Annotated in this window: 14 protein-coding genes; 3 read left to right on the top strand and 11 right to left on the bottom strand. The window is 65.5% G+C overall.

Annotated elements, in window-relative coordinates:
- On the top strand, positions 1-450 hold the full coding sequence (gene msrA, locus J5M73_RS06865; protein ID WP_207815378.1) for a peptide-methionine (S)-S-oxide reductase MsrA: 450 nt from the start codon (positions 1-3) through the stop codon (positions 448-450).
- A 198-nt stretch (positions 451-648) separates the two neighbouring features.
- On the opposite strand, the gene J5M73_RS06860 is transcribed toward msrA, so the two are convergent.
- From J5M73_RS06860 to J5M73_RS06835, 6 genes are all read right to left on the bottom strand, one after another.
- Positions 649-921, bottom strand: a complete 273-nt coding sequence (locus tag J5M73_RS06860; protein WP_102864417.1) for a hypothetical protein — start codon at positions 919-921, stop codon at positions 649-651.
- A gap of 1322 nt (positions 922-2243) precedes the next feature.
- On the bottom strand, positions 2244-2651 hold the full coding sequence (locus J5M73_RS06855) for a type II toxin-antitoxin system HicB family antitoxin (RefSeq protein ID WP_102864418.1): 408 nt from the start codon (positions 2649-2651) through the stop codon (positions 2244-2246).
- Between the two features lie 43 nt (positions 2652-2694).
- Positions 2695-2874: a type II toxin-antitoxin system HicA family toxin gene (locus tag J5M73_RS06850; RefSeq protein WP_207815226.1), complete on the bottom strand. Its 180-nt coding sequence runs from the start codon at positions 2872-2874 to the stop codon at positions 2695-2697.
- Between the two features lie 128 nt (positions 2875-3002).
- Positions 3003-4424 (bottom strand): efflux transporter outer membrane subunit, encoded by a 1422-nt coding sequence (locus tag J5M73_RS06845; RefSeq protein ID WP_207815224.1) that lies wholly within the window; start codon positions 4422-4424, stop codon positions 3003-3005.
- Complete coding sequence (locus J5M73_RS06840; protein ID WP_207167634.1) at positions 4408-5574, bottom strand: efflux RND transporter periplasmic adaptor subunit; 1167 nt, start codon at positions 5572-5574, stop codon at positions 4408-4410. Before J5M73_RS06840 ends, J5M73_RS06845 begins: the two co-directional genes overlap by 17 nt.
- Positions 5564-8785 (bottom strand): efflux RND transporter permease subunit, encoded by a 3222-nt coding sequence (locus tag J5M73_RS06835; protein ID WP_207815222.1) that lies wholly within the window; start codon positions 8783-8785, stop codon positions 5564-5566. Before J5M73_RS06835 ends, J5M73_RS06840 begins: the two co-directional genes overlap by 11 nt.
- 230 nt (positions 8786-9015) lie before the next feature.
- On the opposite strand from J5M73_RS06835, the gene J5M73_RS06830 reads away from it, so the two are divergent.
- The gene (locus J5M73_RS06830; protein ID WP_102864423.1) at positions 9016-9426 is read left to right on the top strand and encodes a hypothetical protein; all 411 of its coding nucleotides are present in this window, start codon (positions 9016-9018) and stop codon (positions 9424-9426) included.
- Positions 9427-9549: 123 nt separating this feature from the next.
- Entirely contained in the window at positions 9550-10566 is a 1017-nt protein-coding gene (locus J5M73_RS06825; protein ID WP_102864424.1) for a PDDEXK nuclease domain-containing protein, read from the top strand.
- Positions 10567-10641: 75 nt separating this feature from the next.
- Here J5M73_RS06825 and J5M73_RS06820 read toward each other — a convergent pair whose 3' ends face one another.
- The 5 genes from J5M73_RS06820 to J5M73_RS06800 form a co-directional block, all read right to left on the bottom strand.
- A complete protein-coding gene (locus J5M73_RS06820) occupies positions 10642-10980 on the bottom strand; it encodes a YkvA family protein (RefSeq protein WP_102864425.1) in 339 nt (112 codons plus the stop codon).
- Between the two features lie 219 nt (positions 10981-11199).
- Positions 11200-11619: a DUF6691 family protein gene (locus J5M73_RS06815; protein WP_207815215.1), complete on the bottom strand. Its 420-nt coding sequence runs from the start codon at positions 11617-11619 to the stop codon at positions 11200-11202.
- Positions 11616-12056, bottom strand: a complete 441-nt coding sequence (locus tag J5M73_RS06810) for a YeeE/YedE (RefSeq protein WP_102864592.1) — start codon at positions 12054-12056, stop codon at positions 11616-11618. Before J5M73_RS06810 ends, J5M73_RS06815 begins: the two co-directional genes overlap by 4 nt.
- Before the next feature lie 164 nt (positions 12057-12220).
- Positions 12221-13048, bottom strand: a complete 828-nt coding sequence (locus tag J5M73_RS06805; protein WP_102864427.1) for a sulfite exporter TauE/SafE family protein — start codon at positions 13046-13048, stop codon at positions 12221-12223.
- Complete coding sequence (locus tag J5M73_RS06800; protein ID WP_102864428.1) at positions 13045-14322, bottom strand: FAD/NAD(P)-binding oxidoreductase; 1278 nt, start codon at positions 14320-14322, stop codon at positions 13045-13047. Before J5M73_RS06800 ends, J5M73_RS06805 begins: the two co-directional genes overlap by 4 nt.
- Positions 14323-14338: the final 16 nt, after the last annotated feature.

The following is a 14338-nucleotide window of genomic DNA, read 5'->3' as shown; positions in this document are numbered from 1 at the left end:
GTGAACAGCCTCGAACAGGCGACCTTCGGCGCCGGCTGCTTCTGGGGCGCGGAAGCCGCGTTCCGGGCGCTGCCTGGAGTAGTGGACAGCCGCGTCGGCTACGCCGTGGAAGCGGCGGACGAAGCCTTGCAGATAGAAGTGGTGCAGGTGGATTTCGACCCGCAGGTGCTGACCTATACCAGCCTGATCGAACACTTCTGGGGCCTGCACGATCCCACCTCGGTGGATCGCCAGGGCGAACATGGCGGGGTGAAATATCGCTCGGCGATCTTCCACACCAACGCTGTGCAGGCCGAACAGGCGAGGGCGGCCAAGACCGCCCTGCAAGACTCCGGACGCTTCAACAAACCCGTGGCCACGGTGATCGTGCCCCTGGGCCGCTTCGAACTGGCGGATGAAGCGCACCAGCGTTACCTGGAGAAGAATGGCTTGAGCACTTGCCATATCTAGAAGCTGCAAGCCGCAAGCCGCAAGCCGCAAGCTTGGAGCTTGGAGTCTTAGTTGCTGCCTGCTCTTCGTGGCGAGGGAGCTTGCTCCCGCTGGGCTGCGCAGCGGCCCCAAACCCTGATGACGCGGTGCACCAGGATGTATGGGGTTGAGGCCCAATCGGGAGCAAGCTCCCTCGCCACAGGTCCGCGAATAGGGTTGCTACGCGACCCGCCACTGAATCACTTCCAACACCGCGCAGCCTTCTCGTGTCAGCAGGTGCACGCCACGGGTGATACGGGTCAGGTCGCAATCGCTGATGTCTTTCAGCCCCAGGGTGGAGAGGCTGTCCATCAGGTCGCGGACCACGGTGAAGCGGTGAGCGGCGCTGCTGGCCAGGTCGCTCAAGGGGGCTTGGGTGTCGAGGTAGAACACCGGGTGTTCGCTGTCGTGGGTGTCGATGGGGGTGAAGCGAGGGAGGTGATGGTCAGTCATAGCTGCGGCTCCTTTTTCAGAGCAGTCACCTTTTTCGCCGATTGGGAGGAGTAGGGCGGTAGTACGCGGAAAGACTGGCCGGAGACAGGACAGCAGTGCACCAGAAGGTGTCCCGCGCATCACCGTCATGTCCCTCGATCACTGGCGCAAAAAGCGACTGCAATGATGGTTTGATAGTCGATGCGTTCCTATATTCGACCGGCCAAGGTCGCTCGCGGATTGGGTTGCGAGTGGGGACTATAGGAGCGACGTCATAGCGCTGCAACAGGGTGGTTGGGGAGATGTTTGAGCGCTTGTTTCGTGGTGTTGGTGGCTGGTTTTGCTGGGGGGCATATCCGTTGCTGCGGGTGTGGCGGCTGGCGGTTTTGTCTTTGTGGCGAGGTTGACGGGGTACATATTCGTTGCTGCGGTCATGGCCACTTAGGGTTTCGCCCTTACGGCGAGTCCCTTTTTTTCAAACGCCAAAAAAAGGAACCAAAAAACGCTTGCCCCTCCATGGGCCCCTCGCTGGGGCTCGGGGTTCCCTCTCTCCGGCATTGCTCCGGGGGCCCGCCGCCAACCGGCCATCCATGGCCGGGTGGCGGCTAGCTCGGCATCCATGCCGAGCTGCCCCCTACGCAACGCCTGCGCTCGGCCGGCTGGGAAGGGGCCGGAAGATCAAGATCAAGATCAAAAGCCAAAGCCAAAGCCAAGGTGCGCAGGCTGGTTCCTTGTAGCCGCTGCCGAAGGCTGCGAACGAGCGCTCGCGCTCGCAAAACCAGGCGACGCGATATGTCAGGAATATCGGGGAGGCAGGTTTAGCGTCTCCTGCGGAGCCGGTCGCAGCCTTCGGCAGCGGCTACATTAACGCGAACGGCAATGAAACAGGCCGGCCGGCAGGCCGCCGTCAGATTTTGATCTTGCTGTTGATTTTGATCTTGATCTGAACGCCCCGTTAACCACGATGGCCGAACGCAGGCATTGAGCCGTGGGTAACCCGGCAGGGATGCCGGGTTAGCCGCCACCCGGCCATGGATGGCCGGTGGCGGCGGCCCACGGATCAATGCCGGAGTTCGGGCATGCCGAGCCTAGGCGAGGCACCGAGTGGAGGGGCAGGAGCCTTTGGTTACTTTGGGCTTTTCAAAGTGACTCGCTGTAAGAGCGAAACCGCCAGCGGCCGTGACCGCAGCAACGGATATGTACCCAGAACTCGCGGTAAGGGCGAGTGACTTTGGCAAAGCCGGAATGCCGGCCCAGCTCAAAATAGCCAAAGGGTTCCTGCTCCGGTTTCCGGCGCCTCGTTCCGGGCTCCTGAAGTGGGAGTGAGAGCAAGTGCAAAACCCTCAAACGCCCTGCAAGACCCTCAACGCGGCCTGAGCCAAAAAGCCCGATCGGCTTTTCTGTTCCGGATGATGTTTCACATATTCATCAATTCGATTCAGCAAATAGCCCGGCAGCGTGATGTTGAGTTTTTCCGCCTTGCCCATGTAGCGAGTGATGTCGATATCAATCACGGCCCAAGTGCAGCCTTGATACTGGGGATTGGCGGCGTGGAGGGTCACTGTGCGTGCTGTGGGAATGGCTGCTCCTTCTTCGGCCAGTAATTCCAGGTGGCCTTCGATGGCTTCGCGGGCCATGGCCATGGCGTCGTCGAGGTCGTCGCCGGCGGAGAAGCAGCCAGGAATATCGGGTACTTCCACACCCCAGGCGTGTTGGTCGTCACCGGGGAGAATGGCAATGGGATAGAGCATGGACTGATCCTCCTTCGGACCTGGGAGCCTTGAGCCTGGGTGGTTAGAGCCGGGCTTGTTTCAATATGCTGCTTACCGTTTTGACCACTAGATCTTTTTTGGGATGGGGAATGGTGACCAGGCCTGGCTTGGTTGGGTGTTTGAAGTGGTGGTGACTGCCCTTGACCCTGACCAGATACCAACCATCTGCTTCGATCTGGGCGATGAGTTGCCGGATGTTCACATCACTTTCAACTCCCTGTCGTGGTGGTGGGTATGATAACTACTTTTTTCCGCTCAACACGATCAGCAACGGTTGGCGACTCATCGGGCGAGGCGGCAAACCTCAAGCTTTTAGCTTGCCGCTTGCCGCTACAAACTTGCCGCTGACTCTCCTCCGCCTAACGCCACCACCAACCCCACACTGGCCTGCAACTCCCGGGTCTGCAGCGCCTGCAACCCCCGTTGTGCCTGCAAGGCTGCAGTCTGCGCCGTCACCACATCCAGGTAACTCACCGCCCCGGCCTGATAGCTGTTCATGGCCAAGGTCTGGGTATGCAGCGCCGCATTCACCGCTGCCTGCTGATCCAGCGCTTCCTGGCGCAAGTCCCGCAGTTGCCCGAGGTTATCCTCCACCTCGCGCACCGCTCGCAGCACTTGCCCACGGTAATGGGCGGCGGCCTCTTCGAACTCGGCATGGGCCTGGCGTTCATTGGCGCTTAGCCGCCCGCCATCGAAGATCGGCAGGTTCATCAGGGGGCCCAGGGCCCAATAGCGATTGCCCGCCGCCAGCAGGTTGCCCACGCCCTGGGTCTGCCCGCCGAGCATGCCGGTCAGGCTGAAATCCGGGTACCAGGCGGCGCGGGCGATGCCGATGCCGGCATTGGCGGCGTACACCCGGCGTTCGGCGGCGGCAATGTCGGGTCGGCGTTGCAGCAGGGTGCTGGGCAGTTGCTGGGGAATACTCGGCAGGCTCAGCAGTTGCGAAGAGGGCGCCAGGCTGAAGCGGCTGGCCGGTTCGCCCACCAGTTCGCCAATCGCATGTTCGGTGAGGTTGCGCTGGGCGCGCACTTCGTCCAGTTCCGCCTCGGCACTGGCCAGTTGGCTCTGGGCCCGGGTCAGGTCCAGTTCCGAGGCGATCTGCCCCTGATAGCGGTCGCGGGTCAGTTGCAGGGCCTGGGCGTAATCCTCCAGGGAACGGCTGAGGATCCGGCTCTGGGCATCCAGGCCGTTGAGTTGCACATACAGGCTCGCCAGCTGTTTTTGCAGGCTCAGGCGCGCCGCCGCCAGGTCGTCGCCGGAGGCCTGGGCCTGGGCATCGCCGGCTGCGGCTTGATTGCGGATTCGGCCCCAGAGGTCGAGGTCGAAGCTCAGGGCAAAACCGGCGCTGTTGCTGTTGTAGATCGACGGTTGCATGCTGCCGCGCAGGGGGCGGCTGTCCGACTGGCGCTGGCGCAACGGCTGGGCGCTGGCGCTGATCTGCGGGAACAGCCCGGCATGCAGTTGGCTGGCGTAGGCCTGGGCGCCGTCGTAGTGGGCCAGGGCCGCCGCCAGATCCGGGTTGGCTCGGAGCAGGCGTTGTTGCAGGTCATCCAGCTGCGGGTCCTGGTACAGCCGCCACCAGTGCTCGGCGAGGCCCTGGGGCGCGGCGGCCGGGTGCCAGGGGCCGTCGCTGCTCTGTTCGCGGTAGTGCGCCGGCAGATCGATGGCCGGCACCTGGTAATGGGGCGCCAGGGAGCAGCCGTGCAGGGCCAGCACCAGCAGGGCGGCGAGGGGCTTAAGCCTTGGGCGCATGCTCACCTCCGGCGTCGGCCAGTTGCACCAGGTCACCTTCGCGCAGGGCGTCCGGCGGGTTGTCGATGACGTGATCCGTGGCTTGCAGGCCCTGGTCGATCACCAGTCGCTCGCCCAGGTCCAGGCCAATATGGATGCTGCGCAGGTGCACGCGTTTTGCACTGTCGATCACCGCCACCTGGGTGCCCTGGGCACGGAAGATCAGCGCGCTGGCGGGGATGCTCACGCCGTGGGTGTCGGCAGGAATCGCCAGCGTGGCTTCGGCATAGTCGCCGGGCAGCAATGCACCGTCAGGGTTGGCGGCGACGAACTGCGCCAGCAGGGTGCCGGAGCGCGGGTCGATGGCGGTGGAGTCGCCCACCAGTTGTGCGCTGAAGTGCTGGCCCGGGTGCTCGGGCACGGTCAGTTGCGCTTGCAGGCCGGGGCGGATCACGCTGGCGTAGTTCTGCGGAATCGGCACGTAGAGCCGTAGCTTGTGGGTGTCCGCCAGGTCGAATAGCTCCGGGTCGCTGTCGTTGTCGGCCTTGATCAACTGGCCGATGTCGGTGTGGCGGGCGGTGATGGTGCCGGCGAAGGGCGCGCGAATGGTCTTGTAGTCTTCCAGCGCCGTGAGCCGTGCGTAGTCGGCGGCGGCTGCCTGGGCATTGGCCTTGGCCGCGGCGGCGTTGGAGCTTTTTTCATCGGCCTCCTGGCGCGACACCGAGTGGCTGGCCAAAAGGTGCTGCCAGCGCTCGGCGGTGGTCTGCGCCAGCCTTGCATTGGCCTGCTGCTGGATCATCCGCGCCCGGGCCTGGGCCACTTGCTGGTCCAGGTCGGGGCTGTCGATATGGGCCAGTACCTGCCCGGCGGCCACCTTGGCGCCGATGTCCTGGCTCCAGTCCTTGAGGTAGCCGCTGACCCGGGCGTGGATCGGCGCCTTGCTCCAGGCTTCCAGGTGCGCCGGCAGGCGCAGGGTGTCGCCCAGCAGGTTGTGCTGCGGCTGGAACACCAGCACCTGCGGCACGGCGGCGGTTTCGGTCCAGGCGACCACGGCCCGTTCATGCCGGGTGCGCGCCGCCAGGCCGCTGGCGACCAGCAGCGCGGCCAGGCTCAGGCCGCCGATGCCCAGGAGCATCAGGCGTTTGCGCGAAGGGGTGTGATCAGGCGACATGGGTGTTTTCTCCAACGACAGCGGATTGGGGGTGACGGCCGTGGACCAGGCTGAAGACCACGGGGACAAAGATCAGGGTGGCGACGGTGGCGAGGAGCAGCCCGCCGATCACCGCGCGGCCCAGGGGCGCGTTCTGTTCCTCGGACAGGGCCAGGGGCAGCATGCCGATGATCATCGCCAGGGCGGTCATGCACACCGGGCGAAAGCGCGTGTAGCCGGCTTCCAGGGCGGCCTTGAGGGCGTCGCCGTGTGCCGCCAGGCGCTCGCGGCAGAAGCTCACCACCAGGATCGAGTTGGCGGTAGCCACCCCCATGCACAGGATGGCCCCGGTCAGCGCCGGCACCGACAGCGAGGTGCCGCTCAGGAACAGCATCCAGACGATCCCGGCCAGGGCCGCCGGCAGGGCGGTGATGATCACGAACGGATCGACCCAGGACTGGAAGTTGACCACGATCAGCAGGTAGATCAGCACCACCGCCCCCAGCAGGCCCAGGCTCAGGCCGCTGAAGGCTTCGTGCAGGGCGTCGATCTGCCCGTGCAGGCTGACCGTGGCGCCCTTGGGGCGCAGGGCCGCGGCGTCGTCCAGGACCCTTTGCATGTCGTGGGCCACGGCGCCGAGGTCGCGTCCCTGCACGTTGGCGTACAGGTCCAGGGTCGGCTGGATGTTGTAGTGGCTGACCACCGCCGGGCTCTCGACCCGGGAGATGTCCGCCAGGCCGCCGAGGATCTGCGACTGGCCGTTGCTGCCGGTGACCGGCAGCGCCTCCAGGGCCGGCAGGCTGTCCAGGCGGTACTGCGGGGTGGCGGCGACGATGGAGTAGGACACGCCGTTCTTCGGGTTGAGCCAGAAGGTCGGCGCTACCTGGGAGCTGCCGGCGAGCGAGGCCACCATGCTGTTGGTCACGTCGCGCTCGGTGATGCCCAGGCCGTTGGCCCGCAGGCGGTCGACCTTGACCTGCAAGGACGGGTAGCCGGTGGACTGCTGGATGCGCAGGTCGGCAATGCCCGGCACATGTTGCAGGCGCCGTTGCAGTTCCAGGGCGAAGGCGCGGTTGGCTTCGGCGTTGGGCCCGGAGATTTTCACGTCCAGCGGGGCCGGGGCGCCGAAGTTGAGGATCTGGCTGCTGATGTCCGCTGGCAGGAAGGCGAACTGGCTGCCGGGGAAGCTTTCCGGCAGTGCTTCGCGCAGCTGTTTCACGTAGTCGGCACTGGGTGCGTGGCCGGGCTTGAGGGTGACCTGGATATCACCGTCCTGGGGGCCGATGGTGCCGCTGTTGCTGTAGGCCATGTCGATGCCGCTCAGGGGGATGCCGATGTTGTCGATGATGCTGTCCAGTTGCTCGGCCGGGATCACTTCGCGAATCCGCGCTTCGATGCGGTCGAAGGCCGCCGCGCTTTCCTCGATCCGCGTGCCCAGGGGCAGGCGCACGTGCAGGGCCAGGGCGCCGGCGTCGGTGGCGGGGAAGAAGTCCTGGCCCAGGCTCGGCAGTAGGGCGAAGGAGGCCAGCACGCAGGCCAGGAAGCCCAGGATGAAGGTCTTGCGCCGGCCCAGGGCCAGGTGCAGCAGGCCGTGGTAGGTGTCGCGCACGTTGGAGAAGCGCGCCTCGAAACCCTGCTGCAAGGCCAGCAGCCCGCGCACCAGGGCGCTGCGCGGCTTGGCGTGCTGTTCGCCTTCGTGGTGGTTGATGAAGGCGTCTTCCGGGTGATGCCCGGGCCCGGCTTCCGGCGCGTGGGGCTTGAGCAGGTACAGGGCCAGTGTGGGCACCAGGGTCCGCGAGAGGATGAACGAGCTGGCCATGGCGAAGATCACCGCCAGGGCCATGGGCCGGAACAGGTAACCGGCGATGCCCTGCAGCAGGAACATCGGCACGAAGACGATGCAGATGCACAGCAGCGAGACGAAGGCCGGGCCGACGATCTGCTTGGCGCCGTCGAGGATCGCCTGCTTCACCGCCTTGCCCTGTTCCAGGTGCCAGTTGATGTTCTCGATGGTCACCGTGGCGTCGTCCACCAGGATCCCCACCGCCAGGGCCAGGCCGCCCAGGGTCATGACGTTGAGGGTCTGGCCGCTGAGCGCCAGCAGGGCAATCGCGGAAAGCACCGCCAGGGGAATCGAGGCGGCGATGATCAATGTCGAGCGCCAGCTACCGAGGAACAGCAGGATCATCGCGCTGGTCAGCAGGGCGGCGATGATGCCTTCCCGGGCCACGCTGCCCACCGATTGCTTGACGAACACCGAGGCGTCCCCCAGCAGCGAAGTCTTCAGGGCCGGCGGCAGGGTTTCGTTGATCCGCGGCAGCATCTGGCGGATGCCGTCGACGATCGACAGGGTGGAGATGTTGCCGTTCTTCAGCGCCGGCATCAGCACCGCGCGACGCCCGTCGACCCGCACGATATTGGTCTGCGGCGGCGAGCCGTCGCGCACGTGGGCCACCTGGCCGATGGTGATCAGCGCACCGTCCACGGTCTTGATCGGCAGGTCGTTGAGCTCGTCGATGGCGGTCGGGCTGTTGTTCAGCAGCACCGTGTATTCATCGCCGCCGAGCTTGGCGGTGCCCACCGGGATGATCTGGTTCTGCGCCGCCAGGGCATTGCCCACGTCCTGGGCCGACAGGCCCTTGGCGGCCAGGGCTTGCGGGTCCAGGTCGAGGGTGATCTGGCGCTGCTTGCCGCCCATGGGCGTGGGCATGGCTAGCCCCGGCAGCGAGCTCAGGGGCAGGCGGATGTTGTTCTGCACCAGGTCGCGGATCTTCGCCTCCGACAGGGTCGGGCTGGAGAACGCCAGCTGCAGGATCGGCACCGTCGAGGCGCTGTAGTTGAGGATCAGCGGCGGGGTGATGCCCGGCGGCATCTGCTTGAGCACGGTTTGTGACACCGCGGTCACCTGGGCGTTGGCGGTGCGGATATCGACCCCGGGCTGGAAGAAGATCTTGACGATGCCCATGCCCGGCAGCGACTGCGATTCGATGTGCTCGATGTCATTGACCGTGGTGCTCAGGGAGCGCTCGTAGGTGTAGATAACCCGGCCGGCCATGGCGTCCGGCGACAGGCCGTTGTACTGCCAGACCACCGCCACCACCGGGATGCCGATGTCGGGAAACACGTCGGTGGGGGTACGCAGGGCCGCCAGGGGCCCGATGATGCAGATGAATATCGCCAGCACGATGAACGTGTAGGGCTTGAGCAGTGCGGTCTTGACCAGCCCGAGCATGCCGAAAACCTCCGAGGGAGTGGGATTGCAAACCTCGGCAGCCTGCAGCGACCCACCTAACACGCGGCTTTCAGCCAGGTGAAGGAAGTTTTAGGTAAGGCCTGAAATTCCTTTCACTGGGATTCATTTGTACTCGCCCCGACACCTCGACACCCTTGATGGGCATCGACGCAGCCGATTGTCCTGGACTGGCGTCGCACTCATTTCTGTCATTGGCGAGGTACGTTTTCATGACACTCAAACCGCTGTTGCTGATTCCCGCCCTGGGGCTTGCCTGCTTGCTCAGCGCCTGCGCCGGGCCGATGCCCCAGCCCGACCCCAGCCAGGCCTGGATTGGCCTGCAGGAAGAGGCGCCCAACGACCTGATGGCCGAACGGGTGGATGGGCAGAAGGTCGACGATGGGCGTTATTTTGAGGTCAAGCCCGGCGCCCATCGCCTGGACGTGACCCTGTTTGAAGAGAGCGTCGGCGACTCAAATCAGCAAGACTGCAATGGCCATATCAGCTACAGCGGCTTCAAGGCCGGTGAGCATTACAAACTGGTGGAGTCGAGCCTGGGGACCGAGGTGTCGGTTCGCTTGTATGACGCCAAGGGCAAGCAGGTGGCCAGCACCCATGGCTTTGCCTGCATGCCAGGCTGACGGGGCTGTTTGCGTCACTGAAACAAGGACGTTTCGCTCAAGCTAAAGAGACGGGGCCGACTATAGCGGCACGGTGAGCCGGGTGATGATGGAGGCCTTTATCCAGGCAACCGGGCGTTCGTCATGAAGCAAGAGGCGCAAGCGGCCGTCACCTCCACCGAGGTGGCATTCAATGAAGTGGCACGAATGATCACCGCCGCACGGCAGCGGGCGGTGCGGGCGGTGAACACTGAACTGGTGGAACTGTACTGGCAGGTCGGGGCCTATATCAGCCGCAAGCTCGAGGCGGCGGAATGGGGCGATGGCGTGGTCCAGCAATTGGCCGATTACCTGGCGCGGCAGCAGCCGGGGCTGCGGGGGTTTACCCGGCGTAACCTGTTCCGCATGCGTCAGTTCTATGAGGTCTATCGAGGGGAGGAGAAAGTGTCAGCAGTGCTGACACAATTACCCTGGACCCAGAACCTGATCATTCTTGCGCAAGGTAAATGCGCGCAAGAGCGCGAGTTTTACCTGCGCATGGCCATTCAGGAGCAGTGGTCGACCCGCGAGTTGGAACGGCAGATCAAATCCGCGCTGTTCGAACGCACGCTGACCCGCCCGGCAAGCGCCACGGCCACCTTGAAACAGGCCCGTCCCGAGGCCCTGAAGGTCTTCAAGGATGCCTACATGGTGGAGTTTCTCGGCCTGGCCCAGGGGCATGATGAAGCCGATCTGCACCAGGGGCTGGTGCGCCAGCTCAAGGATTTTCTGATCGAGATGGGGCGCGACTTCTGCTTTGTCGCTTCTGGCTATCCCCTGCAGGTCGGCGGGCGCGATTTTGCCCTGGATCTGCTGCTGTTCCATCGTGGGTTGAATTGCCTGGTGGCCGTTGAACTCAAGGTCGGGCGCTTCGAACCGGAGTACCTGGGCAAGCTGGACTTCTACCTGGAGGCCCTGGACCGCCAGGTGCGCAAACCCCATGAGAACCCGGCGCTGGGCGTGTTGCTCTGTGCCAGCAAGCATGACGAGGTGGTGGAATATGCCCTCAACCGTTCACTGTCGCCGGCGTTGATCGCCGAGTACCGGACCCAACTGCCGGACAAGAAGCTGCTGCAGGCCAAGCTGCAGGAGTTTTATGCCCTGGACACGCAGGCGCGGTGAGTCGAACGGCCATTGTGTCCGGGGTTCTGCACCGCCTTGCTGAGTCTTATGCGTACCCTGGCGCCGACCTCCGGTTCATTCCGGCTCACTGCCGAACCAGTCGGCCAGGCGTGCGCTGGCTTGTTCCCGGACCTCGGCGTTGATATGCGCAGCCACAGCCACCACTGAACCGGCCAGCAGCCCGAGGTCATCGGTGTATCCGGCCCCGGGGAGCAGGTCGGGGACCATGTCCAGCGGCAGTATGAAGTAACCCAGCGCGGCGTAGATGGTGGTCTTGGCCCAGATCGGGGTTTGTGGTCGTTGCGCGGCGTAGTAGAGCCACAGGGCTTTTTGGATCAAGGTCCGGCCGATGCGCGAGGCGTAGCGGCCGATCTTGCGCCAGAGACAGAGTTCAAGGGATTGGGTGGTGGACATGGCGTACTCCTGGGAGATACAGGTCCAGGCCATCGTCGCCGCCCGCGCCCCTGACCGGCAGAGGCCAATATTTCCCTGGCCGTTTCCCAGGCAGGAGCAGGCTCGCCGACGAAGAGGCCGGTGACGGCGTCATCAATCCTCTGTCAGGTCAGCGGTGCCAGCGAGAGCCTGCGCTGGCAAGGCCGTTCCTGTGCAGGGGGGGATGCGTGGGTGTGCGCTTCAGCCGCGTTGGCGGGCCTCCAGGCGCTGGAACAGCAACATGCCCAGGAGCATCGCCAGGACGAACACCCAGGCTTGCCAGTGCCCGCCCGGCAACAGCACCAGGGCCGGTCCCGGGCAGATCCCGGCGATGCCCCAGCCGATGCCGAACAGCAGGCTGCCGCCGATCAGGCGTCGATCGACACTGCGCTTGGCGGGAATCTGCATGGGGGCCCCGAGCAGCGAGCGCGAGTGGCCCATGGCCCAATGGAAGGGCCACCAGGCCGCCGCGATGGCGCCGAGCATCACCAGCGCCAGGGACGGGTCCCAGGTGCCGGCCAGATCGAGAAAGCCCAGGACCTTGGCCGGGTTGGCCATACCCGCCAGCAACAGGCCGATGCCGAACAGCAGGCCGGCGACAAAAGCGCTGAGTTTTCTCATGGCAGCAGCCCCAGTCCGTGGCGCAGCACCCAGACCGTGGCGAAGCCGGTGCCCATGAAGCACAGGGTGGCGATGATCGAGCGTGGCGACAGCCGGGAAATGCCGCAGACCCCGTGGCCGCTGGTGCAACCGGCGCCATAGCGGGTACCGATGCCCACCAGCAGGCCGGCGCTGATCAGGCCGAGTAGCCCGCCCTGGAACTCGGCGACGGGCAGGGTGTGAAACAGGCCCCAGAGCAGCGGCGCCAGCAGCAGCCCGAGGATGAACAGGGCTTTCTCGCCCCAGCCGTCGCTGCCCGGTTGCAGCAGGCTGCCGAGCAGGCCGCTGATTCCGGCGATGCGCCCGTTGGCGACGATCAACAGCCCGGCCGCCAGGCCGATCAACGCGCCCCCGGCCAGGGCCGAGCCTGGGGTGAAATGTGCGGCGTCAAAGAGCATATCGATTTCCTCTGCATGGCCCTTGCTGGTGCAGGGGCCGGTCATGGCTCAGGCATTTCCGCCGCGCAACCGCAGCGTCGGTGCGCACGCCTGCGCTGGCAAGCCAGTGCCCATGGGGGATCTGTACCCACTGTTGCAGGAGCCGGCTTGCCGGCGAAAGGGCCTCAATGGGACAGCCAACCCAGGGCCCCGCCCGCCAGCAGCAGCGCTGCCAGCATGCCGGTGATGGCAAACAGTTGTTGCAGGCGCGGGCCGGCCAGGTGGCTGGCCACTTGTCGTCCCAGTACCAGCCCCACCACCGCGCCCAGGGCAAAGGGCGCACCCACGGCCCAGTGCATCACGCCGCTGAGGCTGGCGGTCACCACGCTGCCCAGGGACACCAGGGCAATCACCGCCAAAGAGGTGGCGACGATGCTCTTGCTGTCCAGGTTGGTGTAGCGGCTCAGGGCCGGGATGATCACGAAGCCGCCGCCGACACCGAGCAACCCCGACAGCAGGCCCGAGAGCATGCCGGTGAAGGTCAGTGCCCGGGCGCAGGGCAGGGTCCAGCGCAAACGGCCCTGGGCCGGGTTGAGCACGCAGGGCAGGAACGCCGGACGCGCCGCCGCCCGGCCCTGTTTCAATTCCAGGCTGGCCTTGCGCAGGATGCGTCCGCAGGCGTACAGCAGCACCAGGGAAAACAGCAGGGCCAGGGGCAGGTTGGGCAGGCGGTGGGCCAGCCACAGCCCCAGCGGCGCCATGAGAATACCGATGCTGGCGACAAACCCCGCCGCACGGTAGCGCACGATGCCCTGGCGCAGGCCCAGCACCGCGCCAACGCTGGCGGCCAAGCCCACCGCCAGCAGGCCGATAGGGGCGGCCTCGACCATGCTCAAACCCAGGCCGAACACCAGCAGTGGCACCGCGAGGATGCCGCCGCCGGCTCCGGTCAGCGCCAGGATCGCGCCAATGACCGCCCCCAGCCCAGCGCCCAAAAGACTGTGTTCACTCATGTCTTCGGGGTGTCCGTGGCCAGGGTCGGTTGTGCCAGCCATTCATGGCCCTTGAGCATGCCGCGCCAGTACAGCGGCGGCAGGATTCGTTCCTTCAGCCACCAGGCGCGACGGGTCGGTTGGCGGCCGTCCAGCAGCCAGCGCGGGAAGCTCGGCGCCAGCTTGCCGCCGTAAGTGAATTCGGCGAGGACGATCTTGCCCCGTTCCACGGTCAGTGGGCAGGAGCCGTAGCCGTCGTACTCGGCCAGCCGGGTCAGGCGCTTGAGGGCCACCAGTACGTTGTTGGCCACCACCGGCGCCTGCTTGCGTGCCGCCGCGGCGGTCTTGGCATTGCTGGTGTTGGTGGCATCGCCCAGGCCGTGGACATTGATGAAGCGCTTGTGGCGCAGGCTATGGGGATCGACATCGACCCAGCCAGCGGCGTCGGCCAGGGGGCTTTGGCGGATAAAGTCCGGGGCGCATTGTGGCGGCACCACGTGCAGCAGGTCGAAGGCGCGCTCCAGGGTCTCCTGGCGGCCGTCGGCCAGGGTGCGCACGAAGGTTGCGCGCTGGGCCGGGCCGTTCACCGCCACCAGGTTGTGGCCGAAATCCAGTTCGATGCCGTACTTCTTCACGTATTCCATCAGCGCCGGCACATAGTCCGCCACGCCGAACAGCACGCCGCCGGCATTCAGGAAGCGCGGTTTGATCGACCCCAGGCGGCCGTTGCGCCGCCAGTGGTCGCAGGACAGGTACAGGGCTTTCTGCGGCGCCCCGGCGCACTTGATCGGCATTGGCGGCTGGCTGAACAGCGCCTCGCCCTGTTGCAGCTGCTGCACCTGTTGCCAGGTGTAGGGCGCCAGGTCGTAGCGGTAGTTGGAGGTCACGCCGTGGTTGCCCAGGGCCTGGGGCAGGCCGTCGATGGCCGCCCAGTCGAGCTTGAGCCCGGGGCACACCACCAGTTGGTCGTAGCCCAGCACGCGGCCGTCGTCCAGCACCAGGGCATTGTTGTCGGGTTCGAACAGGCTGACGGCGTGCTGCAGCCACTTGACGCCCTTGGGCATCAGCGCGGCCATGTTGCGTTCGGTGGACTGGGCGCTGAACACCCCGGCGCCCACCAGGGTCCAACCGGGTTGGTAGTAGTGGCTGCTGGCCGGGTCGATGATCGCCACATCCAGATGTGGATCGCGGGACATGAGGCTGGCGGCGACGGCAATGCCTGCGGCACCGCCACCGACGATCAGCACCTGATGGCTGCCGTCGACGGCGCGCAGGGCCGGGTTGAAGGGACGCATGGCAAGTTCTCCGTGT

Source organism: Pseudomonas sp. 50_B (assembly GCF_017491625.1).
Classification (GTDB): Bacteria; Pseudomonadota; Gammaproteobacteria; order Pseudomonadales; family Pseudomonadaceae; genus Aquipseudomonas; species Aquipseudomonas danubii.
The sequence above is the reverse complement of the archived record's forward strand: the minus strand, read 5'-3'. Positions and strand labels throughout refer to the sequence as shown.

Bases quoted from the DNA above. Each gene is read 5' to 3' on its own strand.
- J5M73_RS06840 (WP_207167634.1), bottom strand. From the start codon at position 5,574: ATGTCGCCTGATCACACCCCTTCGCGCAAACGCCTGATGCTCCTGGGC.
- J5M73_RS06835 (WP_207815222.1), bottom strand. From the start codon at position 8,785: ATGCTCGGGCTGGTCAAGACCGCACTGCTCAAGCCCTACACGTTCATC.
- J5M73_RS06845 (WP_207815224.1), bottom strand. From the start codon at position 4,424: ATGCGCCCAAGGCTTAAGCCCCTCGCCGCCCTGCTGGTGCTGGCCCTG.
- J5M73_RS06810 (WP_102864592.1), bottom strand. From the start codon at position 12,056: ATGCTCTTTGACGCCGCACATTTCACCCCAGGCTCGGCCCTGGCCGGG.
- J5M73_RS06855 (WP_102864418.1), bottom strand. From the start codon at position 2,651: ATGCTCTATCCCATTGCCATTCTCCCCGGTGACGACCAACACGCCTGG.
- J5M73_RS06805 (WP_102864427.1), bottom strand. From the start codon at position 13,048: ATGAGTGAACACAGTCTTTTGGGCGCTGGGCTGGGGGCGGTCATTGGC.
- J5M73_RS06860 (WP_102864417.1), bottom strand. From the start codon at position 921: ATGACTGACCATCACCTCCCTCGCTTCACCCCCATCGACACCCACGAC.
- J5M73_RS06830 (WP_102864423.1), top strand. From the start codon at position 9,016: ATGACACTCAAACCGCTGTTGCTGATTCCCGCCCTGGGGCTTGCCTGC.
- J5M73_RS06815 (WP_207815215.1), bottom strand. From the start codon at position 11,619: ATGAGAAAACTCAGCGCTTTTGTCGCCGGCCTGCTGTTCGGCATCGGC.
- J5M73_RS06825 (WP_102864424.1), top strand. From the start codon at position 9,550: ATGAAGCAAGAGGCGCAAGCGGCCGTCACCTCCACCGAGGTGGCATTC.
- J5M73_RS06800 (WP_102864428.1), bottom strand. From the start codon at position 14,322: ATGCGTCCCTTCAACCCGGCCCTGCGCGCCGTCGACGGCAGCCATCAG.
- J5M73_RS06820 (WP_102864425.1), bottom strand. From the start codon at position 10,980: ATGTCCACCACCCAATCCCTTGAACTCTGTCTCTGGCGCAAGATCGGC.